Origin of the sequence: Rothia uropygioeca (assembly GCF_004136585.1) — a bacterium.
Classification (GTDB): domain Bacteria; phylum Actinomycetota; class Actinomycetes; order Actinomycetales; family Micrococcaceae; genus Rothia.
The window spans coordinates 337,576-362,861 of sequence record NZ_NOIR01000004.1 but is presented as its reverse complement, the minus strand read 5'-3'; the positions used below and the strand labels follow the sequence as shown (position 1 = coordinate 362,861).

Sequence of the window (25,286 nt, the reverse complement as noted above, 5' to 3'; positions counted from 1 at the left end):
CCACATAAAATCAATAATGCACAAACGGGGTCATCCCGTTGTCATCACGGGGAGTGTTTCACCATGTTCGCTGAAGAACGACGGGCGGAGATCGCCAAGCTGGTCAGCAGCGCCCGGCGAGTGAATGGTGCCGAATTGGCTCGTCGCTACGACGTCACGATGGAAACCGTGCGCCGTGACCTTGCAGCTCTCGAAGCGGATGGCAAATTGCGCCGTGTGCACGGTGGGGCCGTCACCGTTGAGCAGTCCACCGCCGTGGAATCCAGTATTTCCTCCCGGCAGACCGTCAATACCCCCGAAAAGCAGCGCATCGCTTCCCGGGCATATCAGCTGTTGCAGGATGCAGATGCCGGAGCCGTGGTCCTGGACGCCGGCTCGACAACTGAAATCCTCGCCGACCTGATCGCTAGCGCTGATTTTTCTCTCAAATCCGGCGCAGACCGACTCATCGTCACCCATGCACTGCACATCGCGGTCAAACTTGCAGAGGCCGACGGTATCGTTCTCGACCTGGTCGGGGGGCAACTGCGCAAGATGACTTGGGCGGCCGTGGGGACCCGGGCCGCCGAACACTTTTCGACCATCCGCCCAGATATCGCCCTGATCGGCGTCAACGGACTCGACGAAGAGTTCGGGCTTTCGACTCCTGGATTGAACGAGGCAATCGTCAAGACCGCGATCGTGCGTTCCGCACGTCGCGTGGTCTTGTTGTGCGATTCGGCCAAATTCGGGCAGGAGTCGCTCGTGAGGTTCGCGGGCCTGCCTGATATTGACGCGCTCATCACTGACAAGGCACCGGAAGGGTCCTTGGCCGCCGCCCTCGAAGAAGCGAACGTAGAGGTTCTCATCGCATGATCGTTACATTGACAGCCAATCCCAGCCTTGATCGCACCGTCGAGATCCCGGCCGGATTGGCACGGGGAACAGTCATCCGCGCGACTCGCTCCGTGGCGGACCCCGGTGGCAAGGGCGTCAATATTGCGCGTGCGCTGAGCGTCAGTGGCGTGGAAACGGTCGCAGTCCTGCCCGGAGACGACGGTGATCCCGTGCTCGCTGGACTGACCGAAGCCAACGTGAGGTATTCGAACCTCTCAACCGGATACCCCATCCGAACCAACGTGACCATCGCGGAACCGGACGGTACGACGACCAAGATCAATGCACCTGGCGACCCTTTCGACGAGCGGTCACAACGCGAGCTGACCCGGCTTCTCATCAATGAAGCGAAGGGAGCCAGCTGGCTGGTCCTGGCCGGTTCGTTGCCTCCCGGGGTCCCCAGCGACTATTACGCGGTAGTTTCCCGAGCAGTTCGGGAAGGTCTCGGCGCTCAGGCGCCGCGCGTCGCGGTCGACACCTCGGGAGCCGCGCTGCGTGACACCCTCAATGGCCAGGACGGGTTGCCCAACCTGATTAAGCCGAACTCTGAAGAGCTTGCCGAGCTGGTTGGCCGGGCCGGCGCGTGGGAGATCCTGGAATCGGACCCCGCGGAAACCGCCCGCACGGCCCAGGACCTGGTGGATCGCGGTGTCGAATCCGTACTCGCGACCCTCGGTTCCAAGGGCGCCGTTCTGGTCAACGCCCAAGGCGCCTGGCACGCTCAGCACGCACCGATCAAGGCGCGAAGCACCGTCGGAGCAGGTGACTGCTCTCTGGCCGGATTCCTCTTGGCCGATGAGGCGGGACAGGCCCCACACGAATGCCTGGCCCAAGCTGTTGCCCACGGCTCCGCGGCTGCATCGCTGCCCGGAACACAGGTGCCTTCGCTCCAGGACACCACGCCCGAAGAAGTGACCGTCACCAAAATCGGGTGAAAGCCCCAGCACTTGTACCACCCCTTTTGAGCGGGCCCGAATAGGCCAAGACGTCGGCAGGGGAAACCGAAATCAAGGAGAGCGTCATGTCTGCACTCATCACAGCGGATCTTGTGGCTTTGGACCAGAACTTGGGAGAAGACCGGTTCGACCTCATCAAGCATCTTGCTGAAAGGGTCGTCGACGCGGGCCGAGCCACATCGATCGACCGCCTGTACGCGGACGCCAAGGCCCGCGAATCGAAAACCGACACGGGCATCCCCGGTGGGATTGCGATTCCGCATTGCCGATCCGAGGCTGTTACCGAAGCGACACTGGCCATGGCCCGCCCTGCGCCAGGCGTCGATTTCGGAGCAAAGGACGGCCCCGCTGACCTGATCTTCTTCATCGCCGCTCCCGAAGGAGCGGACCAGGAACATCTGACGCTCTTGTCCAAGTTGGCGCGCTCGCTCGTCAAAAAGGATTTTGTTGCTGCCCTGAGAGAAGCGAAGGAGCCTCAGCAGATCGTTGACCTCGTGAACGGGGCCTTGGGACTTGGCGACACTGGAACGAAGCAAGATCAGAAAAAGGATTCGACCGTTGCCGGATCCGACGCATCGTCGGAGGCCAGCGCATCGAAAGCTCCCTCGGGGGAAGGGTCGACCGCGCTCGCGGCAGGCGCCACCCCGGTTTCTTCTGCGGGTTCCGCTGCGACGGAGACGGTTCCGGAGTCGAATGACAAGCACGTCACAGGCAAGCGGTTGGTCGCCGTGACCGCTTGCCCTACGGGCATTGCGCACACATACATGGCGGCAGATTCTTTGGCGCAATCAGCCGAGGAAATGGGCATCCGCCTCGATGTGGAGACCCAGGGGTCGTCAGGGAACGAAGTTCTTTCCCAGGACGTCATCGATGCGGCCGACGCGGTTATCTTCGCGGTTTCGGTGGATGTTCGAGACCGGGAGAGATTCGCGGGGAAGCCTGTGATCGAGTCGCCCGTCAAACGAGGCATCGATGAGCCCGGAACCATGATTGAGGAGGCCATCCAAGCCTCCGACAACCCCAATGCCCGACGCGTATCCGGTTCAAAGTCCGAAGGGTCGGCATCGAGCTCGGATGAGGGATCATGGGGCGGACGCATCTATCGCTCGCTCATGACCGGCGTGTCCTACATGATTCCGTTCGTGGCGGCCGGCGGTTTGCTGGTCGCGATTTCCTTCATCCTCGGCGGCTACGAGATCGCAAATAATGCGAACGACATTCTCGGGATTTCCGACGGATCGGTGACCGGCGACGGAGCCTCACTCTTCAACCTGGGCGATACGAGCTTGCTGCAGTACCTCGCTGCGGTCGCCAACGTTATCGGCAACTTCGCAATCGGGCTTCTCGTTCCGGCCTTGGCAGGCTACATCGCCTTCGGCATGGCGGGACGGCCGGGCATCGCGCCTGGCTTCGCGGCCGGTCTGGTCGCCAACACCGTGGGCGCGGGCTTCCTCGGTGGCATCGTCGGTGGTCTGTTGGCGGGCTTTGCGGCCTATCTGTTGGCCAAGCCGAAGCTGCCCCGGTGGCTCGCAGGCATGATGCCTGTGGTCATCATCCCGTTGCTGGCGACAATCATTTCGAGCGGTTTGATGTTCCTCATTCTGGGACAGCCGATCGCGTGGGTCATGACGGTACTCAACGATTTCCTGATGTCGATGTCGGGAGCTTCGGCCGTTGTTCTCGGCCTGATTCTAGGCGCCATGATGGGTGCGGACCTCGGAGGCCCGATCAACAAGGCCGCGTACCTCTTCGCGACCGCGGGGCTTTCGGCCGGAACGGATGTTTCCAAGGAAATCATGGCAGCCGTGATCGCCTCCGGAATGGTCACTCCGCTGGCCATGGCACTCGCCACGACCCTCCGCAAGAAATACTTCACCGAAGCCGAGGTCTCCAACGGACGCGCGGCGTGGTTGTTGGGCGCTTCGTTCATCTCGGAGGGCGCGATCCCCTTCGCTGCGGCCGATCCACTGCGCGTTATACCGTCCTCGATGGTCGGGAGCGCGATTGCGGGCGCGATCTGCATGGGTTCGCACGTGGCATCCCCGGCACCTCACGGGGGTATCTGGATCGTGGCCCTCGTGGATAATTGGCCCATGTACCTGATTTCGGTCGTGGTGGGAGCCATTGTGACCGCCGTGATTTACCTGGTTCTCAAGAGCCTCGGAAAAGCCAAAACCGGCAAGGAAAAAGCCGACCAGGTAGCGGCAGCTTCCTGATTGTCGGACGGAGCTTCACCAGTAAGGAATGATAGCGATGAAGAAACTCACCGGAGTCGGCGTTTCAGCCGGCCGGGTCATCGGCCCTGTGTTGCAGATGCCCGAACCGATTCAGGAACCTGCCGTCGGATCGACGCTTGCAGATAGCGAAACGCCCGAAAGCGCAGTCGAGCGTCTGCAGAACGCGGCGACTCGCGTCAAGGAAAACCTCAAGGAGCGCGCCGGACGGACATCAGGCAATGCCGCTGCTGTGCTGAAGTCCACTGCCCTCATGGCCGGGGACAAGGCGTTGCTCAAGAATGCGGGCAAGCTCGTGACGGGGAAGAACTACACTCCCGAGCGGGCAATCTGGGAGGCCGCCGGATCGTATGCTGAGCAGATGAAAGCCTTGGGCGGCTACATGGCACAGCGCGTGACAGACATTTTGGATGTCCGGGCACGTATCGTCGCGGAGCTGTCGGGCCAACCTGCGCCGGGTATTCCCGAGTCGGAGGGCGCTTTCATCCTGATGGCAGAAGATCTTGCCCCCGCGGACACGGCGACGCTCGATCCCGAAAAGGTCATCGCGCTGGTCACCTCGGACGGTGGGCCCCAAGCCCATACCGCGATCCTCGCTCGCGATCTGGGTCTGCCTGCGATCGTGGCTGCAACAGGCGCGACCCAGGTGCCCGATGGCACCGTGGTGTACGTGGATGCGACCGACGGAACAGTTGTGACCGAGCCCGGCGACGTCGAGAAGCGTCTCGCTGAGAAGTACGCGAATCGCAAAGAGATTCCGGAATTCGACGGCAAGGGGATACTGGCCGACGGAACCGAGGTCCCGTTGTACTCCAATGTGGGCAACGGTAAGGCGGCGCAGACAGCGGCAGAGAACCGTGCCCAGGGCATCGGGCTCTTTCGTACCGAATTCGCTTTCCTGAACCGCGAGGAAGAACCCTCGGTCGAGGAACAGAAACTCGAGTACAAGGCGGTATTCGACGCTTTTCCGGGCCAACACGTCGTCGTGCGGACCTTGGATGCCGGCGCCGACAAGCCTCTTCCATTCCTGACCGACTCGACTGAGCCGAATCCAGCGCTTGGAGTCCGTGGTTACCGCACGGACTGGACGACGCCGGGGGTTCTGAGTCGTCAGCTCGAGGCCATTTCGGCTGCGGCCAAGGAATCGACCGCGGAGATCTGGGTCATGGCACCCATGATTTCGACGGCTCCCGAAGCTCGGGACTTTGCCAAGATGCTCGACGAGGCAGACCTCGACGTGCACGGCGTCATGGTCGAGACACCGTCCGCTGCGGTGACAGCCGAGGCCGTTCTCCAAGAGGTGGACTTCGTCTCGATGGGAACCAACGATCTGACGCAGTACACGATGGCCGCGGATCGTTTGCTCGGTGCTTTGGCCGAGCTGAACAACCCGTGGCAGCCGGCCGTGCTGAAGATGATTCGCCTCACCGTCGAAGGCGCGGAGCGCGCCGAGCAGTCCACCGGTCGCCCGAAGACGGTGTCCGTATGCGGCGAAGCTGCAGCGGATCCGGCGCTTGCCGTGGTCCTCGTGGGGCTGGGCGTCAAGGCCCTGTCCATGAATACTCGTTCCTTGCCTGCGGTCGCCGCCGTGCTGAAATCCGTTACGCTGGAACAAGCACAACAGATCGCAGCCAAGGCCATGGAAGCGCGATCTGCTGAAGAGACTAAGGATGTGGCCCGCGCGGAGCTGCCCATCCTTGATGACCTCGGCCTGTAAACCAGTCCGGCATTTCCGGGGACGTTACGACAGCCCCACATGACCACATAATCAAGGAGAACAATCATGGCAGAACGTACCGCCACCATCGCCAGCCGAGTCGGCCTCCACGCTCGACCGGCCGCGATCTTCGCCGAGGCCGCCGGCGACCTCCCCGTTGAGGTCACCATCGCAGCCGAAGGCGAGTCGGCCGACGAGGCTATGGACGCATCGTCGATCCTGTCTCTCATGTCCTTGGGCGCAAAGCACGGAGACAAGGTTGTTCTCCGCGCCGAGGGCGACGGCGCAGATGAGGCTCTGGACAGCTTGGTCAAGATTCTCGAAACCGATCACGACGCCGAATAATCCGCGCTAGCCGGTCGAACGCTGAGTCGGTCAGTCCGGCTGACCGGTGCCACGCATTGAGCCCGAGATCGTCATCCACAATAGATGGCGCTCTCGGGCCTTTGCGTGAGACTTTCCAGAACTCCGCCGTAAACTGGTGGAGACCAGCCCGCCGCGCGGGAAAATCAATCATGGCGTAGGGTAATACCTCTGCGCACGGCAGATGAGGATTCTTTGCGACATTTCACCGCTCGATTCGCGACCGATCAAGAGATCCAACACTGGGATGACCATGTCACCGCAAACCCTAACGGTGGAAATCTCCTTCAATCCGCATCCTTTGCGTCGGTGAAGTCCGAGCACGGCTGGAAGCCCGTGTACGTGGTCTACGAGGGGATCACTGAGGCCCGGAATGATCAGGGCGGCACCGAGGAAAAAGAAGTCACGAGCTACAACCTCGTTCTCGAGAAAAATATCCCGTTCCTGGGCAAGATCTGGTACATGATCAAGGGGCCGGATGTGTGGGACATCGAAGATATCCCCGCCGTCATGGACGCGAACAAGGAATTCGTCCGCGCCGAGGGCCTCAAAGTGTTCGCGATCAAGATCGAGCCGGACATTCTTGATTCCGAGGCACGCAGCGCGTTCCTCAAACGCGCTGGACTGGTCAAGCAGTTCAATATCCAGCCGAACGACTCGACTGCCGTGCTCAAGACCGATGCGGATGAGGAGACCGTGCTCAAATCCCTTCACTCACGTGGCAGGAATGCGGTACGACGCGCTAAGCGAGAAGGCGCGGAGGTCGAACGTGTGGAGTTGACGGAAGAGAACATGAAGAAAATGTTCTCCCTGATGGACACGGTGGGGCAGGGGCACGCCAACGTGAATCTTCGGTCGTACGAGTACTACAAACAGTTCTGGACCACTTTTGCGCGCGCAGGTCAGGGCCGTCTGTACTTCACCTACGAAGACGGCGAACCTTCGGTCGGTGCGTACGTCATTCGATACGGGCGGAAAGGGACCTACAAAGATGGCGGCTCGAAACCTCGCCGTCAACAATACGGAGACTCGCACCTGGTCCAGTGGACTGCACTCACCGACTTGATGCGGGACTACGGCATTGAGGAGTATGACTTCTGCGGCACCCCGCCGAAGGCGGAACTGAAGAACAAAGAACACAGTTACTACGGGCTGGGCCTTTTCAAGACGAGTTTCACCAAGACGGTCATCGACTTCGTCGGGGTCTACGACCAAGTTCTGAATCCCACCGCATACAAGGCATGGGTCACGATCGTCGAAAGAGTCATGCGCCAGATTTGGTGGCGCCGTACGCAGCAGCCTTTCTACTAAGCCGACGATCAGGTCCTCATGGACCGAAACTCAGGGGTGCTCGGTAGCGTTGAGGTGAGTTAGTGCCAAGGAGGGAAGATGAGCGAAGGTCAGGAGGGTCAGCACCTCACGGGTGCCTACCCTTCCTCGGGTTTGTCACACGAGCCTGAGTCCGGTGCCGACCCGTTCGGGCCGGATACGTCAGAGGACGTCTATACGGACCCGTTCTCCAGCGGGCACACCGCGCCGCTCGCATCCAGTGCCGACGAACCGGTCTCGAGCCCGGACGCGGGCTTATTCGATGGGGGCTCCGACCACGCCGCCGAAGCCTTCACGTCCGCACCGACGCACCCGGAGACTTACGCAACGGGTTTTCCTGCGGTCAGCAGGTCGCAGATCCAGGACGAGCGACTCGCGGACATCCTCGGTCGGCCGGATGACTCCCGGCATTACCGGGGCAACGAGGACAACCCGCTCTCCTCCGACACACACACTGGATCACGAGCCTACACAGGGGACGGCGTCCAACCCGAGGCCGACGTCAATACGCTGGGCGCAGCCACGCAAGGCTCCGGCATCCAGGATGCCGACCGCATTGCCGCTTCTCGGACCGCACCTCAGGACGTCTTCCGTAACACTCAGGATCTTTCCGGGCCGTATCCCGCGAGCGATCTGCCTCCACAGCAAGACGGCGCGATAGCTCACGCGAGCTATCCTTCGGCGGAGGCACCAACGGCCAAGCCGTCTCCGCAGCGACGCGGGCTCGGGCTGCGCAGGATGATGCGATCGGAGAATCTTCCCACGGCTCCGATGCGCGTGGTTGAGAGGCTTGCCAACTCTCCGTTTGCCAATCCGCGGCGCCACAAGGAAAATACCGAGGCACGAAAGACCCTCAATTTTTCATTGCGCATGGCCGAAACGATGTTCCATTTCGGAGCGGATTCCCGCGACGTCGAAACGGCCATCGTCGCAACGTGCGCGACATACGGGGTTGAGGACGTCGACGTCGACATCACCAACCAATCCGTCATCATCAACTACATTTCGGAATACGGCATGCACCAGGATTCCGGTCAACCCGTGGGCGAAACCGCCGGAGTCTTCAGCCACACCGTCGTGCGCGTCGTGCGTTCCTGGTCTGATAATTATGCGGGATTGACCGAGACGCACCGGCTCGTCAAGACCATCACCAATGGTGAGCTGTCCCGGTCCGAGGCAGAGGCCCGCCTGAACCGGATTCTGTCCAAGCCCAAGCCGTTCCCTCGATGGCTTGTGAGCCTCTGCAACTCCTCGGCGGCCGCCGCGTTGACGATCGGCATCGGCGGAACATGGCCAGGTGCCATCGTTTCCTTCCTGACTTTCGCGCTCGTCCAGGTCATGGCCGGAAAACTTGCGTCGTGGAGAATTCCGTCCTTCTTTACCATGGCTGCCTGCTCTGCGCTGGTGACCCTCATCGCCATGGTCCTGTGGGCCATCGGTGCGCCGATATCCCCACCCCACATCATTGGCTCGGGGCTGATCATGCTCTTGCCTACCTTGACGTTGGTTTCAACGATTCAGGACGCGATCAACGGATTCCCTGTGACGTCGGCGGGGCGGCTCATTTCCACGGGTCTATCGTTCCTGGGCCTGATCGTGGGTATTGCTATCGCGATCTCGATTACCACCTATATCGGTTTCGACGAGATCAAGGTGGACAGCGTGATCTTCTCGGGTGCGCAGCCGTTGGTCAATATCATCTTCATGCTGATCGCGACCGCCTTGATTGCCGTCACGGTGCAAGTCAAGCCGGAACACATCCTCCTGGGCGTATTCAGCGCCTTCTGTGGTCTGCTGGTCTATCACCTGTTCGGTTGGTTGGGCGCGGGTTCCCGCATGATTTCGATGCTCGGAGCGGTCGGTGTGGGTTGCGCCTCAGCGCTGATCGCGCAGCGGAGGGTCGTTCCGCAGGTAGTCATCGCTGTCCCGGCCCTGACCTTCCTGTTGCCCGGTTTGACGATTTTCCGTGGCATGTACACCCTGACCGTGAACATCGATCCGGTGACCGGGATCATCCCGATGCTCAATGCCGGGGCCATCATCATGTCCATGGCGGCCGCAGTGGTGCTAGGCAATTACCTGATGAGGCCCTTCATGAGCAAGGACCCGCAGACGCAAAGGAAATTGGTCAAGCGGAGAAAACAGCAGCCGGAGCCATTGGGGAACTGAGCCTCGACGGTTTCTTCAAGCTCGTCTGACCGCCGCACCTACCGAATGCGCCAATCCACAGGGTCCAGCCCCAACGATTCGAGTTCTCGATTGGCCCTGCTGAAGGGGCGTGATCCGAAGAACCCACGAGACGCGGACAAGGGCGACGGATGTACGGATTCGAGTTTGGGTACATCAGGGCCGAGTTGTGCGCCGGCATTGCGGGCGTCGCGGCCCCAGAGAATCGCGACGAGGGGCTTCTTCCGCGCGCCAAGGGCCTGGATAGCGGCGTCGGTGACGAGCTCCCAGCCCTGGTTGCGATGTGAACCCGCTTCGCCCTCTCGAACCGAAAGGCAACGATTCAGGAGCATGACTCCTTGAGAAGCCCACGACGACAGGTCGCCGTGGCTTGCGGCCGGGATGCCGAGGTCGGACTCCATCTCTTTGTAAATATTTCCCAGGGAGCGGGGGAGCGGGCGCACGTCGGGTTGGACCGAGAAAGACAGACCCATTGCGTGCCCCGGCGTCGGATACGGGTCCTGACCGATAATCAGTACCTTGACCGAGTCGAGGGGTTCCTGGAAGGCCCGGAAAATATTCTCCGAGGTCGGAAAAGTCCGGTGGCCGGCGGCATGCTCGGACCGCAGGAAATCCCCCATCTTCCGGATGGTCGGTTCGACAGGAGAAAGGGCTTCGGCCCAATCCTGGGCCATGATGTCGGACAGCGGCTGGATCGGCAAGACGGCTCCCTGAAATTCGTGAACGACGATGGTCGTCCCTAGACTATCTTCGTGGGAACCTTGACCGAAGCAGAGCGCGCCATTCTTGAGATGGAAAAAAGAACCTGGAAGTACCCGGGGGCGAAAGAGCGTGCGGTTCGGAAAGAACTCGGGATGTCGGCCACCGAGTACTACATGCGTCTGAACCGTTTGATCGACGATGTGCGTGCCGTGCGAGAAGAGCCGGCATTGACCCGTAGGCTCCGGGAACGGCGGGATCTTTGACCCCTCCCGGCGCAATGTGCAGAGAATGACCAGACTGGGCAGATATTCTTGACGCTTGACCGGTGCGTGAGCGAGCGTGCGCACCCCATATATGACGAGGACTTTGATGGCCGAGTACGAACACGATGAATTCGACGACGTCCCCGTGGACTCGCCCCGTCGGGGCGCATACCGGGGTGAACTGCCGGAGAAGAGCGGCGGGTTCAAGCAACTGGCCGCCCTCATCGTGGCAGGTATTTGCGCCCTCATCATCGGCGGAGTGTTCTTCTTGCTGTCTCCCAAACTGGCGTCCCCCGATGCCGCGAGTTCGTCCGCATCCTCGTCCAGCAGCCAAGAAGCTTCGGATTCGGGCTCCGCATCGGAATCCCCCTCCGATTCGGAATCCGGGCCGGGGTCGGATGAATCCTCAACGGCCAAACCGGATGCGTCGACAACCCTCGGCGTATACAACTACAGCTCCAAGGAAGGTACCGCGACCAAAGCCGCCACAACTCTGACGGATGCCGGCTGGACGGTTTCTGACGTCAGCAACTGGGACGGTCAGGCACAGAAATCCTCGGTGGTCTACTACGCCCAGGGTCATGATGAGCAGGCGAAAGCAATAGCTCAAAAGCTCGATATCAAGGACGTCAAGCAGGCCGCGGGGTACTCCTACCAAGTTGTCGTGGTCCTGTCCGAAGGAGACGGGGCGAATTCTTCGAGTTCCAGCGGGTCTCAGGGCGATTCGACCAGCCAGCAGTAACCTGGGACAAGGTTGTCGCCGTCTACCAGGGCACCGGGGCGCCTGGCACGTTGTCTGGGATGTGCTGTGAGCGAAGAGTCCTCAACCTCTGTGGACATCGTTTGCACTCTCCCCGTCCGGGTGCCAAGATTGGAATTAGCACTCATCCTCCTCGACTGCTAAAAAACTCGCGCGGAGAACGCACACGCTTCGTCGGCGCGGGCAGCATCGCGGATCGATGGGCAAAAGACACAGTCACCACGGTGAGGTGTGGGAATGCGACGCCCCGAGCGCGGAGTGTTCACCAGCCGTCCGTCGCGGGCACCGTGGTTGATGCATCCGTCTACCGTCCAGGAGGGACGTAAGCCACCATGGCAAAACTGATTGCTTTTGATGAAGAGGCACGCCGCGGACTCGAAAAGGGTCTGAACACCCTCGCCGATGCCGTCAAGGTTACCCTTGGGCCCCGCGGGCGCAATGTTGTGCTCGAGAAGAAGTGGGGCGCACCCACCATCACCAACGATGGCGTATCGATCGCCAAGGAAATTGAACTCGAAGACGCCTACGAGAAGATCGGCGCCGAGCTCGTCAAGGAAGTTGCCAAAAAGACTGACGACATCGCGGGCGACGGCACTACCACCGCAACCGTCTTGGCCCAGGCTCTGGTTCGCGAGGGCCTGCGCAACGTCGCGGCGGGCGCCGACCCCTTGTCCCTCAAGCGTGGCATCGAAAAGGCCGTTGAGGCAGTGACCAAGGAACTGCTTTCTTCCGCCAAGGAGATCGAGACCGAAGAAGAGATCGCTGCTACCGCCTCGATCTCTGCGGGTGACCCCGAGATCGGCAAGCTCATCGCCCAGGCGATGGAGAAGGTCGGCAAGGAAGGCGTCATTACCGTCGAGGAGTCCAACACCTTCGGTCTCGATCTCGAACTGACCGAGGGCATGCGTTTCGACAAGGGCTTCCTGTCCGGTTACTTCGTGACCGACGCCGACCGCCAGGAAGCAGTCCTCGAGGATCCCTACATCCTCATCGTGAACTCCAAGATCTCCAATGTGAAGGACCTCGTCCCCGTACTGGAGAAGGTCATGCAGTCGGGCAAGCCACTGCTGATCATCGCCGAGGACGTAGAAGGCGAGGCTCTCGCCCTGCTCGTCCTCAACAAGATGCGTGGATCCATCAAATCCGTCGCCGTCAAGGCTCCCGGCTTCGGCGACCGCCGCAAGGCTCAGCTTGCCGACATCGCCGTGCTGACCGGTGGACAGGTCATCACTGAAGAGGTCGGGCTGTCCCTCGAGACCGCTTCTCTGGACCTTCTGGGACAGGCGCGCAAGGTCGTCGTGACCAAGGACGAGACCACCATCGTCGATGGCGCTGGCTCCGCTGAGGAAATCGAAGGCCGCGTCGCTCAGATCCGTGCGGAGATCGCCAATACCGATTCCGACTACGATCGCGAGAAGCTCCAGGAGCGTCTGGCCAAGCTCGCGGGCGGTGTCGCGGTTTTGAAGGCCGGGGCCGCTACGGAGGTTGAGCTCAAGGAGCGCAAGCACCGCATCGAAGACGCGGTTCGTAACGCTAAGGCTGCCGTCGAAGAGGGCATTGTCTCCGGCGGCGGTGTCGCACTGATCCAAGCCGGCGTACGTGCGTTCGAGACCCTCAGCCTTGAGGGTGACGAGTCCACGGGCGCCAACATCGTCAAGGTTGCGGTCGATGCTCCGCTCAAGCAGATCGCCAGCAACGCTGGTCTCGAGCCAGGCGTTGTCGCAGACAAGGTGCGTGGCCTCGAGCAGGGTTACGGTTTGAACGCGGCGACAGGGGAGTACCAAGACCTCATGACCGCGGGCATCAATGACCCGGTCAAGGTCACTCGTTCGGCTTTGCAGAACGCTGCTTCCATCGCTGGACTGTTCCTCACCACCGAGGCCGTTGTGGCCGATAAGCCGGAGAAGAATGCCGGCGCCGGTGCCGAGGGCATGGACGGTATGGGCGGCATGGGTGGCATGATGTAGCCACTGGTCGTTCGACCGGTTCTTTTGAATCCTTGGAGGCCCCGCACGAGTTTCGGCTCGTGCGGGGCCTCTTCATGCATCCGTACATGCGCAGCTGGGGGGGGGGGAAGCTCAGTGGCCAAGGGTTCTGTAACTACATCGCGTCATGTTTTACGGCCAGCGTAAGGTGGTCAATCGGTGATCGGGGAGACGAAGCAGGGGTTGGTAGTGGGGAACAAGCAAAGCCGAGCATGGTTGTGGGCCCTCGTGGCTTTTATGTTCCTCTCACAAACCGGTTTGAATATTGCAAGGCCGCAGATGAGTTACAAACTCATTGCACTGGGAGCCCCACCTTTCACGATCGGTTTAGTGACGTCCGCTTACGCGATCGTTCCCGTATTCGCCGCGATATCGATGGGACGTCTGGCGCAGAGAATCAAGAGGCTCAGGCTCCTGGTCCTCAGCGGCGGCCTGCTTATCGCGTTCGGGACCGCGATGCTCGCCGTCGTCAACGGGGTGGGCACGATTGCGTGTGCCAGCATTATCTTCGGGATGGGCCATTTGGTATCCCAAATCGGTTCACAATCAGCGGTCTCGCGCTACGCAACGGACTCAGGACTGGACCAGGGGTTCGGCTGGACCACCGCAGGCCTCTCCGCGGGACAGCTTGTCGGACCACTTATCGGTGGTTGGGTCCTCGGTTTTCACGCGAACCCGACCCAGTCGCAGAGACTCCATGACATATCCATCGCCTCGTGGATTGGCGCAGTCTGCGCTTTGGTATCCATCACATTCATGGTGTTGCCGATCGCGAGAGCCAAGGTATCGGCCCCGAGTACCCCGCCCGCAGCAACGCGTCGATCTGTGGTTGCCCCTGCGAACGGTCCCGCAGCCCAGAAAGCCACCACGCTGGGCATCTTGAAGACCCCGGGAGTCTCTTCGCACATCTTGGCATCACTCGCGATGCTCTCCATCATGGACATCCTGACTTCTTTCCTGCCGCTCGTGGGCGAGCAAGCAGGAGTCGCCCCACTGTGGATCGGCATTTTGCTAGCCGTTCGCAGCTTTTCGTCAATTGTCTCCAGATCAATGATCTCCGTGCTCTCTCGGCGCTGGAACCGGACACAACTGGTCCTGGTGTCCTTGATTCTGGGTTCCCTCACCGTCGCCGCGGTGCCCCCGTTGATTTCCTTCCTGCCTGTGGCGTTTTTCCTGCTGCTCGTGGGAGGCTTCTTCATCGGTCTGGCCCAGCCCCTGACAATGACCATGATCATCAAATCTGTTCCCGAGACGTGGAGGTCACCAGCTCTCGCCGTACGTCTGACTGGAAATCGAGTGGGACAAGTGGCGATTCCACTGGTAGCCGGAGCCGTGGTCGCCCCCGTGGGCCCGGCAGGTGCCATCTGGCTCACGTGCGCTTTGCTCTTGGGTTCCGCCGGCGAAAAAGCCGTCCGCTACGCCCGACAGGGACTAACGGAAGCCGACCGTTGACCCGGCCGATGAAGAGCGAAGCCAAGAGTTAACATAGATTCACCATGCAATGTGATTACTTCGACGCCGGTCTGTGCCGTTCTTGCTCCCTGATGGGGACTCCGTACCAGGTGCAGCTTGAAGGCAAACAGGCACACGTCGAACAGTTGTTCGCCGGATACACGAAGCTCCATTGGCTGGAACCGGTCAGCAGCGACGAGGCGGCTTTCCGCAACAAAGCCAAGATGGTCGTCTCCGGGCCTGTCGATCGGCCGCGGTTGGGAATTCTCGACCGCGCCGGCCACGGGGTCGACCTGTCCGAATGTGGGCTGTACCCCGACTCGATCCTGAAGTGCATGCCGGTTCTCCGGCGATTTATCACGCACCATTCGCTGACTCCATACGATGTACGAACGCGCCGCGGTGAGCTCAAGAGTGTTCTCGTGACCGTCTCGCCCGACGGCGAGGCCATGATTCGCTTCGTGCTCCGCAGCAAGAAGCTGGTAGTCCCCCTTCGACGCGCGTTGCCCGAGCTCCTGGAGGCCTTGCCTCATATCCGGGTCGTCAGCGCCAATATTCTCCGTGAACACAAGGCGGTGCTGGAAGGACCTGAGGAAATACCTCTGACCGATCAGCAGCTCTTGCCGATGCAGCTCAACGGTATCCGGCTGTATCTGCGTCCACAGGGATTTTTCCAAACGAACTCGACAATTGCCGGCGGGATGTACAACCAAGCGGCAGAGTGGGCGGCCTCTAAGGCGCCCGAGTCGCTGTGGGACCTGTTCTGCGGCGTCGGGGGATTTGCGCTGCACGCCGCCCAGCGGCTGGGCAAAGCCGCCGAGGTCGTCGGTATTGAGATCAATGACCAAGCCATTGCTGCTGCCCGGGAGAGTGCCGCCGAGGCAAATTTGAGACACACCGTATTTGTCGACGGGGACGCCAGCGAATTCGCCGTCGGGTCCTCTGAAGCGCCGGAGATGCTCGTGGTGAATCCTCCGCGCAGGGGCATCGGAGCTGAGATGGCAGAATGGATCGAATCCAGCGACATTGAAACGGTCATGTATTCGAGCTGCAATTCCCGCTCCTTGGCCGCGGACCTCGAAAGGATGACGTCTTTCAGACCACAGGTTGGCAGGATGTTCGACATGTTTCCTCAGACCAATCACTACGAAACGATGGTCCTTTTGGAACGTTCCCGGTGACGTTTCAGCCCTGATGATCCGCAGCGGCGCACGGATTTCTGGCAGACGGTCTTGATAGTACCGTCGGATGGGCTATCCGGATCTCCGAGACCTTGGGGCGGTACCTCAGGCCGCCGCGGGCTAATAGCGAGCGATACTCTGATGGATAGTCGCGATTGCAAAAGAGGAAGACACAGATGAGTTACACGGAGCGCAGGAGCACCGATCACACGGACGGGCTCACCCCTCCGCACTCCGTGGCTGCGGTCGCGACCCCAGAGCAGGAGATTGGCCGGAAGACCTTGCCTGATTTCGCGATGTCGACCCAACGGGGGACGCTCCAGACTTCGGGTGAGATATTGCCGGTTGCTGAAGACGAATGCCAAGCAATCGCTCGAGAGAGGGGCTCCATTGTCGTGGGGATGCTGCCCTTCGACCCGGACGAAAAGTCGTTGTTGTGTGTGCCCGAACGCTTCACATGGAGTTCACGGTACCCTGCGATCCAGGCAACGTCGGAAGCTGCACGTCCTACCAGCGTCATCGGCTATGACAGCCAGCTCTACCGCGACGCCGTGACATCGGCCGTTACCCGTATTCACGAAGGATCACTGGAAAAAGTGGTGCTGTCTCGGGCGCTTGAACTCGTCTACGAAGCCCACGCCTTGAAACCCGGCGCGGTATATCGCAACCTTCTGGCGCAAAACCCTTCCGCTTACGTCTTTACGGTCCGGGACCCATCGACAGGGGAGTACGTGATGGGTGCAAGTCCGGAACTCGTGGTAGGAGTCCACGACGGAAAGTGCTCGACCCACCCGCTCGCCGGATCCGCCTCACGGCAGATCGCGTCCGGGCCCACGGAAGACGCACAAGCCGGAGAGGCGCTGTTGAAGTCCGCCAAGGACCGAGCCGAGCACGCAACCGTCGTCCAGGACATCACGGCACGACTCGAACCACTCTGCGAATCCTTGAACGTGCCACCTGTGCCGACACTCGCGGCAACTCCGCAACTGTGGCACTTGGGCACTCCGATGAGCGGAAAGCTCAAACAAGGAATCACGGCTTTGGACGCGGCACGAGCCATCCACCCGACACCCGCGATATGTGGCATGCCGCGCAGTGCCGCCCTGGAGATCATCCGCGAATTAGAGCCCTACGAGCGGGGATACTACGGAGGCCTCGTTGGGTGGATGGACGCCGACGGCAACGGAGAATGGGCACTGAATCTGCGGAGCGGACGGGTGGGTGCGCGACGGGCGACGCTGTGCGCGGGAGCCGGCATCGTCGACGGATCGACTGCCGGCGGAGAACATCACGAAACGGCGATAAAACTCTCTACATTCTTGGCCGCACTGGGACTGCGACTCGAAGATGTAGATGATCTTGCCCGGTAAAGTGGGCCGTATGAGCAGCCCCGGCGCAAGCAGCGATCCCCCCAATATCGGCCCAGGCAAAACGACCTCAACGGTCGAAGACGCCGGATCGGATGCTCCGATCATTGCGGCGGCCGACGGTTCGGCACTGGGTAACCCTGGCCCAGCCGGTTGGGCTTGGTATGTGAACGACGACTGCTGGGAAGCCGGGGGATGGCCGTACGGCACGAACAACATGGGAGAGCTGAAGGCAGTTCTCGCCCTCTTGGAGGCCACTGCGGATCACCCGCACCGGCCGCTGCGGATTCTGTGCGATAGCCAATACGTGATCAATTGCATCACGCGGTGGATGCCAGGGTGGAAAGCCAAAGGGTGGAAGAAGAAGGACGGAAAACCTGTCCTGAATCGGGACCTCCTGGAACAACTGGACCTGGCGATGATCGGGCGCACGTACGAATTCGAATGGGTCAAAGGTCACGCAGGCCACGAACTCAACGAGGCGGCCGACGACCGGGCCCGAGCCGCTGCGACCGCATTTCAACACGGCCAGGACCCGGATCCCGGGCCAGGTTTTTCATCCGAAGGAACGCCGCTCGAAACGCAGGTACTTTCCGCGGAAAACGCGTCCACGACAACGGGGGACCAACCCTCCCGCCCGCAGGAGAATTCGGCGGAATCGGCCCTGGAGCACGAGCGGCTCCTCAACCGAGCGGAGACCTACACTGACCCGGGGAGCCTCAAACGCTTGCTAGCGGATGACCTGATCTGGGTCACCGTCCGAGGGCGCCTGGCCGATCGCACAGCAGCTATCAACTATCCCGAGCAGGCCTTCGGCCTTCGATCGGAGCCGGAGTATCTGCGCAATAGCGCCGCTACCGAAGACTCGGGCTTGGTCGTCAGTCGTGTGGAGACCACGAGAGGACCGGCGTTGCGGTCGAGCCTATGGGCCCGGACACCACGTGGAGACTGGGCACTGTCTATGCGGCAGGACACCCTCGAGGCCTAGCCGCGCTCCACTAACTAGCAAAGAGCGAGGCGTTCGCAGCTTCCGTCTCGGCGTAATTGATGCCCGCGTTGCACAGCGCGGTGTTGATATGCGTGATGGATTCCTCGACTTGAGCCTGCGTCGACCTCCAAATGGCCAAGACCTCTTGGAAATTCACGGATGCGGTTCCTGTCCAACTGGATTGCAGATCCTGCAACGAAGCGGTCATCCCGTTGACCTCGGACGAAATGCGTTCCATGAAACCGCGTGCCTCGGCAGTCTTGGCAGCAATGACTTCTGAATCGACCACGAACTGGGCCATTATTCCCTCCTGAATCAGGCGCTGAGCGCCGCTTACCCGACCGGTTGCGGCCGGTGACAGGAGACTACGATGTGGCCACCTGTCGTGAGTCCGCGGGTGTGCTGGAACCCAACGAATGGGGACTCATAGCAGCTCAGGACGAAATATTGCCGGTCTGGGGATGGCTCAGCTCGTCGTTGTCGGAGAGCTGCGGAATCTGCACGACCATGGTGGCACCGCCACCGGAAGTCTCTTCGACACGAACCGACCCGTCGTGCTGCGCTACTATCGCGGCAACGATTGCGAGTCCGAGGCCTGTGCCTCCGGTATCGCGTGCACGCGACGTATCCGAACGGTAGAAACGCTCGAAGACTTTTTGCATGTCATCGCCCTGGATACCGGGCCCGTGATCCACGACCTTCACGACGGAAATGTATTTTCCGTCAATTCCGGGCCGCGAGCCTACCGCGAGTTCGATGGGACTTCCATCAGGGGTGTATCGCAGCGCATTGGTTACCAAATTCGCGAGAACTTGGCGGAGACGGGGCTCGTCCCCCCGAACCGGAGCGGGCAGACCGGGGCCGGGCTCCAAGCCGATGACCGAGATGTCACGTTCGGGCGCCGAAGCTGCGGCGTCGTCCGCCGCGTCCTGTGCGAGATCGAGGAGATCTACCTGGGTCAGTTCCAGAGGGCGGCGTTCATCGATCCTGGCCAACATCAGGAGATCCTCGACCAACTGCCCCATGCGCTTCGATTCGGCTTCGATCCGTGCCATGGCCTTGGCGACGTCTTCATCCGTTTGCAACGCCCCGTGGCGGTACAGCTCCGAATAGCCTCGGATCGAAACGAGAGGAGTCCGCAGCTCATGGGAAGCATCCCCGACAAACCGACGCATCTTGACTTCGGAGCGCTTCTGCGCGTCGAAAGCTTCTTCAATGCGAGTCAGCATCACATTGAGCGACAAAGAGAGCTGGCCGATCTCGGTTCGGGGGTCGTGACGCTCGATGCGCTGGGACAGATCGCCTGCCGCGATGCGGGCTGCGGTCCGTTCGACTCGAGCCAAGGGCTCGAATGCGCGGGTGACCAACACCCAAGCTAGTGCGGCTGCGGCGGCTAGAGTGGCCAAGCCGAAAGCCAGGGTGAGCAGACCGACCAAGGTCACGACGGCATTGGTCTGGGTCAGCGGCGTTGCGATGATGACCGTGTACCCCGAGTCATCAGTGGCCAGTGGGAGGATCCTCCACTCGGTGTCCCCGCTGTTGCTCGGGACGGTGAGACCCTGTCCGTTGTACCTGAGCCCGTTGTCGTGGTTCCAACCGTTGAGGCGCGGCGAGGAATGTCCGTCGTCGGCGACAATGGAGCTCACGAGGTTGCCGTCCGAATCCATCAGGTACGCGGAATAGCGGAAACCAGGCCCGTCTGAAGATACGGCCTTGTCGTTGCCCAGATATTTGGTGAGCGACGAGGCGCTGGACTTCATCTCGGAATCAATTTGCTGCACGAGCTGTCCGCGAAGTGCGGAGATCGCCACAAGACTCGTGACGGCGATGGCCAGAGCCAGCAGAAATCCGGTCAGCATGACCAATTGGGTGCGCAGGGACAGCGCACCCAATTTGGATTGACGTACCCGGTTGGTAACGGAGTACACCACTATTTAGTGCTTGGTCGTCCGCAACAGGTAGCCGACGCCGCGCTTCGTGTGAATCAGCGGCGGAAGGGACTTGTCGTTGTCGATCTTGCGGCGCAAATAGGAAATATACGACTCCACGATCGACGCGTCGCCGTTGAAATCGTACTCCCATACGTGGTCCAGGATCTGTGCCTTGGACAGAACGCGATTCGGATTGAGCATGAGATAACGGAGCAACTTGAACTCCGTGGGGGACAGATCGATCTCCCGGTCGCCCCTGTAGACCTCGTGGGCGTCGTCATCCAGGATCAAGTCCTCGACGCGAAGGCGGGAATCTTCCTCCTCCAATGCTTGAGTCCGACGGAGGACAGCTCGAATACGTGCCACGACCTCGTCGAGGCTGAAAGGTTTGGTGACGTAGTCGTCGCCGCCGACGGTCAGGCCGGTGACTTTGTCCTCCGTGTCGTCCTTCGCGGTGAGGAACAGGATCGGGAAGACGAGACCGGTCGCCCGAATCTTGCGGGTCACGGTGAACCCGTCCATATCCGGCAACATGACGTCCATGACGGCCAGGTCGGGGGCTTCGGCAGTCGCTTTGTCGAGGGCCTCACGGCCGTTGGCGGCGGTGATGACCTCGAAACCCGCGAACCTCAGCGAGGTCGCGAGGAGTTCGAGGATGTTGGGCTCGTCGTCGACGACTAACAGCTTGGCTTCAGACTGATGTGCTTTCACAGAAACAAGTCTCACCCAAGTATCTGAGTAGACGCTGAGCGTTGCGAAGGTGAATGCTGGTTCGGCTCTGGATGACGATCTGCGGAAGACTCCGTCCCCACCTGGTCATAGGGATCGACGCCGTCTGGCGGCCAGGACCAGGGCAATGATCAAAAGGATGAAGGCTATCGGCAGAAAGATGAGCGGCAACTGGGTCAGGAAGCTCCATGGGTGCAGGCCCATCCACTTCAAAACGAGCATGACCACGCCGCTGACCACGCACAGCAGAGCGATTACGCCCGCGAGGCCTGCGAACCAGGTGAAAGCCCTGGACTCTGACCGCGGGGCGGACGAATTAGAGGCTTTGGGTTCCGAGTCGGATGAGTCTCGCGGAGGCGTGTGTGAGGAAGGAGAGCTACTCATGACTACAACGGTACCGCTCCGTGAGGTCGCGATCGGCCACGCGAAAACGGTTGGGCGCTGTATAATGGTTACTTCAGACTTTCGTGTAAACGGGTCCTCCCCAGGTGTCTGTCATGGCCGTTTCGGTACCGAGTGCGTACCGACGTCGTGGCTTCGGTGCCGGGGCAGCGGGATTGGGTTGAGGACCACAGCGAGTCCTTTCGACGAGGGACGCCATCATCGTCGGGCGCGTGTGCGTCGCCATCGGGGTAACCTCCGCCAAGACAAGCAAAGGAAATGAACATGCCCACCGGAAAAGTGAAGTGGTTCGACGAGTCGAAAGGATTCGGCTTCGTGACGGCCGAAGACGGCCAAGAAGTATTCCTGCCCGCTTCGGCTCTTCCTTCCGGAGTCAAGAGCGTCAAGTCGGGAATGCGCTTGGAATTCGGGATCGCAGAGGGTCGCCGAGGAGCGCAGGCCCTGTCCGCACGCCTGCTGGACAAAGCTCCGTCGTCGGTCAAAAACCACCGGAAACCCGCCGACGAAATGGCAGTGATCACCGAGGACCTGATCAAGTTGTTGGACGGCGTGTCGAACACCTTGCGTCGGGGCCGGTACCCAGACCGGGCGGTGGGACGTAAGGTCGCAACGATCCTGCGCAACGTCGCTGACAACCTTGATGCGTAAATCGGCCGGTCACAAGGTTTAATAAGGCTATGGCGAAAACAGCGCAAGACGAAACGGTGGCCACGGGACAACCCGACGAGTCCACCGCCGAGATCCAAAGCCCCAAGCTGGGGGATCCGCGCAAGCCGCGGCGTCGCACCACTCGCTTGGACGCGGTATTGGCAGAGGCGAAAGAGGCCGCGTATCGCAGCGTCTTGGAGATCACTCCCGAATCGACCGTCGGCACGGTCCACCACATTCGTGGCGAGGAAGACCGGCTCAGCACCCACTTATTTGAGTGCACGCTTCCGGGATACCGCGGTTGGTTCTGGTTCTCGACCGTGGCCAGAGCCCCTCGTTCCAAGAAAGCAACTGTCTGCGAAGTCGGTCTGTTGCCCGGCGACGACGCCCTGCTCGCTCCCGAATGGGTGCCTTGGGCTGACCGCCTGAGGCCGGAAGACGCCGTCGAGGACGAGGACTCCGCCGGTGAAGAACACACAGCGGAGCAAGAACGTGAGGCAAATCAGCTCACGTCCGAAGATGCGGATGCCGAGGAGGCTGCCGCACCCGAGGACTAGAACGCATGGGGCACGCGACCTCCGATCGCGGCCCCTCACAAGGAGATGACCCGGTACGCCTAGTCAGAACACCGTCAAGCCTCAGCCCGCGCGAGGTGGCACCTTCCGGTCCCTGAAAGTGCCGAATTACCGGCTGTGGTTCGCGGGTGCCCTCATCTCCAACGTGGGAACCTGGATGCAACGAATCGCCCAGGACTGGTTGGTCTTCAACGACCTTTCCCACGAGGACTCCACCGCGATGGGCATCGTGATGGCCTTGCAATTCCTGCCGCAACTTTTCCTTGCACCTTATGCGGGTCTCCTGGCAGACCGAGCGGACCGGCGGAAGCTGTTGTTCATCACCCAGATCTCGATGGCCGTGCTGGGCGGGCTTCTCGGCGGTCTCGTGCTGACCGGTGCGGCACAACTGTGGCACGTATACATTTTCGCTCTGATGCTCGGCGTCATCACGGCGCTCGACTCCCCGGTGCGCCAGACGTTCGTGTCCAATCTGGTCTCGGACGCGGACCTTCCGAACGCCGTCGCGCTGAACTCGATGTCCTTCAACTCGGCGCGCATGGTGGGTCCCGCAATCGCCGGTGTCTTGGTTGCGGCCGTGGGCTCGGGGCCCGTCTTCCTCATCAACATGGTCACGTTCTTGGCCATGATTGGCGCCATCGCGAAGATCGACACGTCCAAGTTGCGGCCCATACCTCGCGTATCACGGGCCAACTCTCGGATGCGCGACGGAATCACCTACATCATGAGCCGGCCGGACATCGTGGTCGTGATGATCGGCGCGTTCCTGGTCGGTACTTTCGGAATGAACTCCGCAATCAACATTGCGGCCATGGCGACCAGCGAATTCGGATTCGGCGCGAATGAGTTCGGATTCTTGAGCTCGACCATGGCAGTGGGCTCCGTCGCGGGAACACTGATGGCCGCCAAGCGGGAGCGGCCACGGCTGCGGTTCATTTTTGGGGCCTCGGGAGCATTCGGAGTGACGTGTCTTCTGGCCGCTCTGTCGCCCAACGTGGTGATTTTCGCGATAACGCTGGTCCCGATGGGGCTCGCGGCGCTGACCTTTATCACGTCGGCCAACGCATACGTCCAGGTCTCGACCGAGCCACAGATGCGCGGCAGAGTCATGAGCATTTACATGGCCGTATTCATGGGCGGAACCCCGATCGGCGCACCGGTGGTCGGCGTCGTCAACGATGTCTTCGGCGCACGCTGGGGCCTCGGAGTGGCGGTGGTTGCCGGGGTGATCACCGCGGTCCTGGGGCTGTTCTGGTATTGGCGGAGCCAGCACCTTCACCTGACCTTCGACCGCTCGCGGCGAGGCTTCGTACGTCTGGAGAAAGAAGCGAATTACGCGCCGATCACCGCGGCCCTCGAAGTCCAGGAACCGCGGTAACCGACGGAAGGGCAAATGGCTATGCCATCTGCGCAACGACCTCATCGATGCACGTCAGGAGTGCCTGGACATCATCGGGGTCGATCGCGGTGAAAGTAGCGATGCGAAGTTGATTGCGGCCCAGCTTGCGATACGGTTCTGTATCCACCACACCATGAGAGCGCAGGACCTTGGCGACCTCCGCGGCGTCCACGGCGTCGTCGAAATCGACGGTGGTGATAACGGTTGACCGGTCCTCGGGGCGCTCGACAAAGGGCCGCGCGAATTCGCTGGCTTCCGCCCAGCGGTAGACCATATCGGAGGAACGGGCCGTGCGTTTGGCAGCCCAGCTCAACCCGCCGTTGTCCAAAATCCACGAAATCTGGTTGTCGAGCATGACCAAATTAGCCAAGGACGGCGTGTTGTAGGTCTGATTCTTCCGCGAATTGTCCACGGCAGTCTTGAGATTGAGAGAGTCGGGGATCCAGCGATCCGAAGCCGCGATCTCTTCGACGCGTTCCAGGGCAGCCGGAGAGAAGAAGGAGAGCCAGAGGCCGCCGTCCGAAGCGAAATTCTTCTGCGGCGAGAAATAGTAGACGTCGGCCTCACTGGCGTCGACGGCCATGCCTCCGGCCGCGCTGGTCGCGTCGACGACCACGAGGGCGCCCTCGTCGATGCCTTCTGGGCGAACAACAGGGGCGGAGACCCCAGTCGACGTCTCGTTCTGGGGCCACGCGTAAATATCGGCTCCCGAAACAGCAGCGAAGTCAGGGCGCGTTCCGGGCTCCGACGTGGCGATCTCGGAGGGATCCAGGAATGGAGCCTTATCGGTAGCGGCCGCGAACTTGGAACCGAATTCGCCGAAGCTCAGGTGCGCAGCTTTGGAACGGACCAGGTTGAAAGTCGCCGAATCCCAGAACGACGTCGCCCCACCCGTGCCCAGGATGACCTCGTAACCCTCGGGGAGGCCGAACAGGTTGCTGAGTCCCGACCGGACGGAACCCACGAGGTTCTTGACCGGAGCCTGACGGTGGGAGGTCCCGAGAATGTTCTGCGCCGATACGACGGCATCGACTTGCTCGGGGCGAACTTTGGAAGGACCGGCGCCGAAGCGTCCGTCGACGGGAAGAATATTTTCCGGAATGACAATGTTTTCGGTCACGGGTTGTGCTCCAATGATCAGAGGGCTACGCGTACTGTCTCTGCTGCGTCCTGACTCCACCATTGTGCTTGGTCGAGTCCTCCAAGAGTGAATCTTCGACGGAAGATGAACCTAAGCCCCTA

Annotated in this window: 23 protein-coding genes; 17 read left to right on the top strand and 6 right to left on the bottom strand. The window is 61.0% G+C overall.

Translation table 11 applies throughout. The features are described 5' to 3' along the window. Positions 1-63: 63 nt before the first annotated feature. From EWR20_RS11595 to EWR20_RS11565, 7 genes are all read left to right on the top strand, one after another. Positions 64-855, top strand: coding sequence for a DeoR/GlpR family DNA-binding transcription regulator (locus EWR20_RS11595; protein WP_129360816.1), 792 nt, complete (start codon positions 64-66; stop codon positions 853-855). Continuing rightward, complete coding sequence (locus EWR20_RS11590) at positions 852-1,811, top strand: 1-phosphofructokinase family hexose kinase (protein ID WP_129360815.1); 960 nt, start codon at positions 852-854, stop codon at positions 1,809-1,811. Before EWR20_RS11595 ends, EWR20_RS11590 begins: the two co-directional genes overlap by 4 nt. Before the next feature lie 86 nt (positions 1,812-1,897). Next, positions 1,898-4,048: a PTS fructose transporter subunit IIABC gene (locus tag EWR20_RS11585; protein WP_129360814.1), complete on the top strand. Its 2,151-nt coding sequence runs from the start codon at positions 1,898-1,900 to the stop codon at positions 4,046-4,048. Positions 4,049-4,085: 37 nt separating this feature from the next. Continuing rightward, positions 4,086-5,783 (top strand): phosphoenolpyruvate--protein phosphotransferase, encoded by a 1,698-nt coding sequence (ptsP, locus tag EWR20_RS11580; RefSeq protein WP_129360813.1) that lies wholly within the window; start codon positions 4,086-4,088, stop codon positions 5,781-5,783. Positions 5,784-5,849: 66 nt separating this feature from the next. Beyond that, a complete protein-coding gene (locus tag EWR20_RS11575) occupies positions 5,850-6,128 on the top strand; it encodes an HPr family phosphocarrier protein (RefSeq protein WP_129360812.1) in 279 nt (92 codons plus the stop codon). Positions 6,129-6,341: 213 nt separating this feature from the next. Continuing rightward, positions 6,342-7,457 carry a lipid II:glycine glycyltransferase FemX gene (locus tag EWR20_RS11570; protein ID WP_129360811.1) on the top strand — a complete coding sequence of 372 codons (1,116 nt, stop codon included), beginning with the start codon at positions 6,342-6,344 and terminating at the stop codon, positions 7,455-7,457. A gap of 78 nt (positions 7,458-7,535) precedes the next feature. After that, positions 7,536-9,644, top strand: coding sequence for a threonine/serine exporter family protein (locus tag EWR20_RS11565; protein WP_129360810.1), 2,109 nt, complete (start codon positions 7,536-7,538; stop codon positions 9,642-9,644). Between the two features lie 38 nt (positions 9,645-9,682). On the opposite strand, the gene EWR20_RS12990 is transcribed toward EWR20_RS11565, so the two are convergent. Next, a complete protein-coding gene (locus tag EWR20_RS12990; RefSeq protein ID WP_238147741.1) occupies positions 9,683-10,336 on the bottom strand; it encodes a uracil-DNA glycosylase in 654 nt (217 codons plus the stop codon). 78 nt (positions 10,337-10,414) lie between these two features. On the opposite strand from EWR20_RS12990, the gene EWR20_RS12985 reads away from it, so the two are divergent. From EWR20_RS12985 to EWR20_RS11525, 7 genes are all read left to right on the top strand, one after another. Beyond that, positions 10,415-10,627, top strand: coding sequence for a DUF3263 domain-containing protein (locus EWR20_RS12985; protein WP_238147728.1), 213 nt, complete (start codon positions 10,415-10,417; stop codon positions 10,625-10,627). 106 nt (positions 10,628-10,733) lie between these two features. After that, entirely contained in the window at positions 10,734-11,369 is a 636-nt protein-coding gene (locus EWR20_RS11550; protein ID WP_165001034.1) for a LytR C-terminal domain-containing protein, read from the top strand. Between the two features lie 350 nt (positions 11,370-11,719). After that, entirely contained in the window at positions 11,720-13,354 is a 1,635-nt protein-coding gene (gene groL / locus EWR20_RS11545; protein ID WP_129360807.1) for a chaperonin GroEL, read from the top strand. Between the two features lie 255 nt (positions 13,355-13,609). Beyond that, entirely contained in the window at positions 13,610-14,824 is a 1,215-nt protein-coding gene (locus EWR20_RS11540) for an MFS transporter (RefSeq protein WP_129360859.1), read from the top strand. A gap of 44 nt (positions 14,825-14,868) precedes the next feature. Next, positions 14,869-16,005 carry a 23S rRNA (uracil(747)-C(5))-methyltransferase RlmC gene (rlmC, locus tag EWR20_RS11535; RefSeq protein ID WP_129360806.1) on the top strand — a complete coding sequence of 379 codons (1,137 nt, stop codon included), beginning with the start codon at positions 14,869-14,871 and terminating at the stop codon, positions 16,003-16,005. Positions 16,006-16,181: 176 nt separating this feature from the next. Further along, the gene (locus EWR20_RS11530; RefSeq protein WP_129360805.1) at positions 16,182-17,375 is read left to right on the top strand and encodes an isochorismate synthase; all 1,194 of its coding nucleotides are present in this window, start codon (positions 16,182-16,184) and stop codon (positions 17,373-17,375) included. Between the two features lie 10 nt (positions 17,376-17,385). After that, positions 17,386-18,360, top strand: coding sequence for an RNase H family protein (locus EWR20_RS11525; protein ID WP_129360804.1), 975 nt, complete (start codon positions 17,386-17,388; stop codon positions 18,358-18,360). Positions 18,361-18,370: 10 nt separating this feature from the next. Here EWR20_RS11525 and EWR20_RS11520 read toward each other — a convergent pair whose 3' ends face one another. From EWR20_RS11520 to EWR20_RS11505, 4 genes are all read right to left on the bottom strand, one after another. Beyond that, positions 18,371-18,661 carry a WXG100 family type VII secretion target gene (locus tag EWR20_RS11520; RefSeq protein WP_129360803.1) on the bottom strand — a complete coding sequence of 97 codons (291 nt, stop codon included), beginning with the start codon at positions 18,659-18,661 and terminating at the stop codon, positions 18,371-18,373. A 133-nt stretch (positions 18,662-18,794) separates the two neighbouring features. After that, positions 18,795-20,219 carry a sensor histidine kinase gene (locus EWR20_RS11515; protein ID WP_129360858.1) on the bottom strand — a complete coding sequence of 475 codons (1,425 nt, stop codon included), beginning with the start codon at positions 20,217-20,219 and terminating at the stop codon, positions 18,795-18,797. Between the two features lie 75 nt (positions 20,220-20,294). Further along, positions 20,295-21,002 carry a response regulator transcription factor gene (locus EWR20_RS11510; RefSeq protein WP_129360802.1) on the bottom strand — a complete coding sequence of 236 codons (708 nt, stop codon included), beginning with the start codon at positions 21,000-21,002 and terminating at the stop codon, positions 20,295-20,297. Between the two features lie 105 nt (positions 21,003-21,107). After that, positions 21,108-21,404 carry a hypothetical protein gene (locus EWR20_RS11505; protein ID WP_129360801.1) on the bottom strand — a complete coding sequence of 99 codons (297 nt, stop codon included), beginning with the start codon at positions 21,402-21,404 and terminating at the stop codon, positions 21,108-21,110. Positions 21,405-21,686: 282 nt separating this feature from the next. Between EWR20_RS11505 and EWR20_RS11500 the strand changes: the two genes are divergently transcribed. From EWR20_RS11500 to EWR20_RS11490, 3 genes are all read left to right on the top strand, one after another. Then, positions 21,687-22,070, top strand: coding sequence for a cold-shock protein (locus tag EWR20_RS11500; RefSeq protein ID WP_129360800.1), 384 nt, complete (start codon positions 21,687-21,689; stop codon positions 22,068-22,070). A gap of 29 nt (positions 22,071-22,099) precedes the next feature. Continuing rightward, entirely contained in the window at positions 22,100-22,627 is a 528-nt protein-coding gene (locus EWR20_RS11495; protein ID WP_129360799.1) for a DUF3027 domain-containing protein, read from the top strand. A gap of 118 nt (positions 22,628-22,745) precedes the next feature. Beyond that, positions 22,746-24,023, top strand: coding sequence for an MFS transporter (locus EWR20_RS11490; protein WP_238147726.1), 1,278 nt, complete (start codon positions 22,746-22,748; stop codon positions 24,021-24,023). Positions 24,024-24,042: 19 nt separating this feature from the next. Here EWR20_RS11490 and serC read toward each other — a convergent pair whose 3' ends face one another. Next, positions 24,043-25,164, bottom strand: a complete 1,122-nt coding sequence (serC, locus tag EWR20_RS11485) for a phosphoserine transaminase (protein WP_238147725.1) — start codon at positions 25,162-25,164, stop codon at positions 24,043-24,045. Positions 25,165-25,286: the final 122 nt, after the last annotated feature.

Coding starts and splice junctions, on each gene's coding strand:
- EWR20_RS11585 (WP_129360814.1), top strand. CDS start 1,898: ATGTCTGCACTCATCACAGCGGATCTTGTGGCTTTGGACCAGAACTTG.
- EWR20_RS11500 (WP_129360800.1), top strand. CDS start 21,687: ATGCCCACCGGAAAAGTGAAGTGGTTCGACGAGTCGAAAGGATTCGGC.
- EWR20_RS11590 (WP_129360815.1), top strand. CDS start 852: ATGATCGTTACATTGACAGCCAATCCCAGCCTTGATCGCACCGTCGAG.
- EWR20_RS11565 (WP_129360810.1), top strand. CDS start 7,536: ATGAGCGAAGGTCAGGAGGGTCAGCACCTCACGGGTGCCTACCCTTCC.
- EWR20_RS11550 (WP_165001034.1), top strand. CDS start 10,734: ATGGCCGAGTACGAACACGATGAATTCGACGACGTCCCCGTGGACTCG.
- EWR20_RS11495 (WP_129360799.1), top strand. CDS start 22,100: ATGGCGAAAACAGCGCAAGACGAAACGGTGGCCACGGGACAACCCGAC.
- EWR20_RS11575 (WP_129360812.1), top strand. CDS start 5,850: ATGGCAGAACGTACCGCCACCATCGCCAGCCGAGTCGGCCTCCACGCT.
- EWR20_RS11595 (WP_129360816.1), top strand. CDS start 64: ATGTTCGCTGAAGAACGACGGGCGGAGATCGCCAAGCTGGTCAGCAGC.
- EWR20_RS11515 (WP_129360858.1), bottom strand. CDS start 20,219: ATGCTGACCGGATTTCTGCTGGCTCTGGCCATCGCCGTCACGAGTCTT.
- EWR20_RS11525 (WP_129360804.1), top strand. CDS start 17,386: ATGAGCAGCCCCGGCGCAAGCAGCGATCCCCCCAATATCGGCCCAGGC.
- EWR20_RS11520 (WP_129360803.1), bottom strand. CDS start 18,661: ATGGCCCAGTTCGTGGTCGATTCAGAAGTCATTGCTGCCAAGACTGCC.
- EWR20_RS11505 (WP_129360801.1), bottom strand. CDS start 21,404: ATGAGTAGCTCTCCTTCCTCACACACGCCTCCGCGAGACTCATCCGAC.
- EWR20_RS11540 (WP_129360859.1), top strand. CDS start 13,610: ATGTTCCTCTCACAAACCGGTTTGAATATTGCAAGGCCGCAGATGAGT.
- EWR20_RS11530 (WP_129360805.1), top strand. CDS start 16,182: ATGAGTTACACGGAGCGCAGGAGCACCGATCACACGGACGGGCTCACC.
- EWR20_RS12990 (WP_238147741.1), bottom strand. CDS start 10,336: ATGGCCCAGGATTGGGCCGAAGCCCTTTCTCCTGTCGAACCGACCATC.
- ptsP (WP_129360813.1), top strand. CDS start 4,086: ATGAAGAAACTCACCGGAGTCGGCGTTTCAGCCGGCCGGGTCATCGGC.
- groL (WP_129360807.1), top strand. CDS start 11,720: ATGGCAAAACTGATTGCTTTTGATGAAGAGGCACGCCGCGGACTCGAA.
- rlmC (WP_129360806.1), top strand. CDS start 14,869: ATGCAATGTGATTACTTCGACGCCGGTCTGTGCCGTTCTTGCTCCCTG.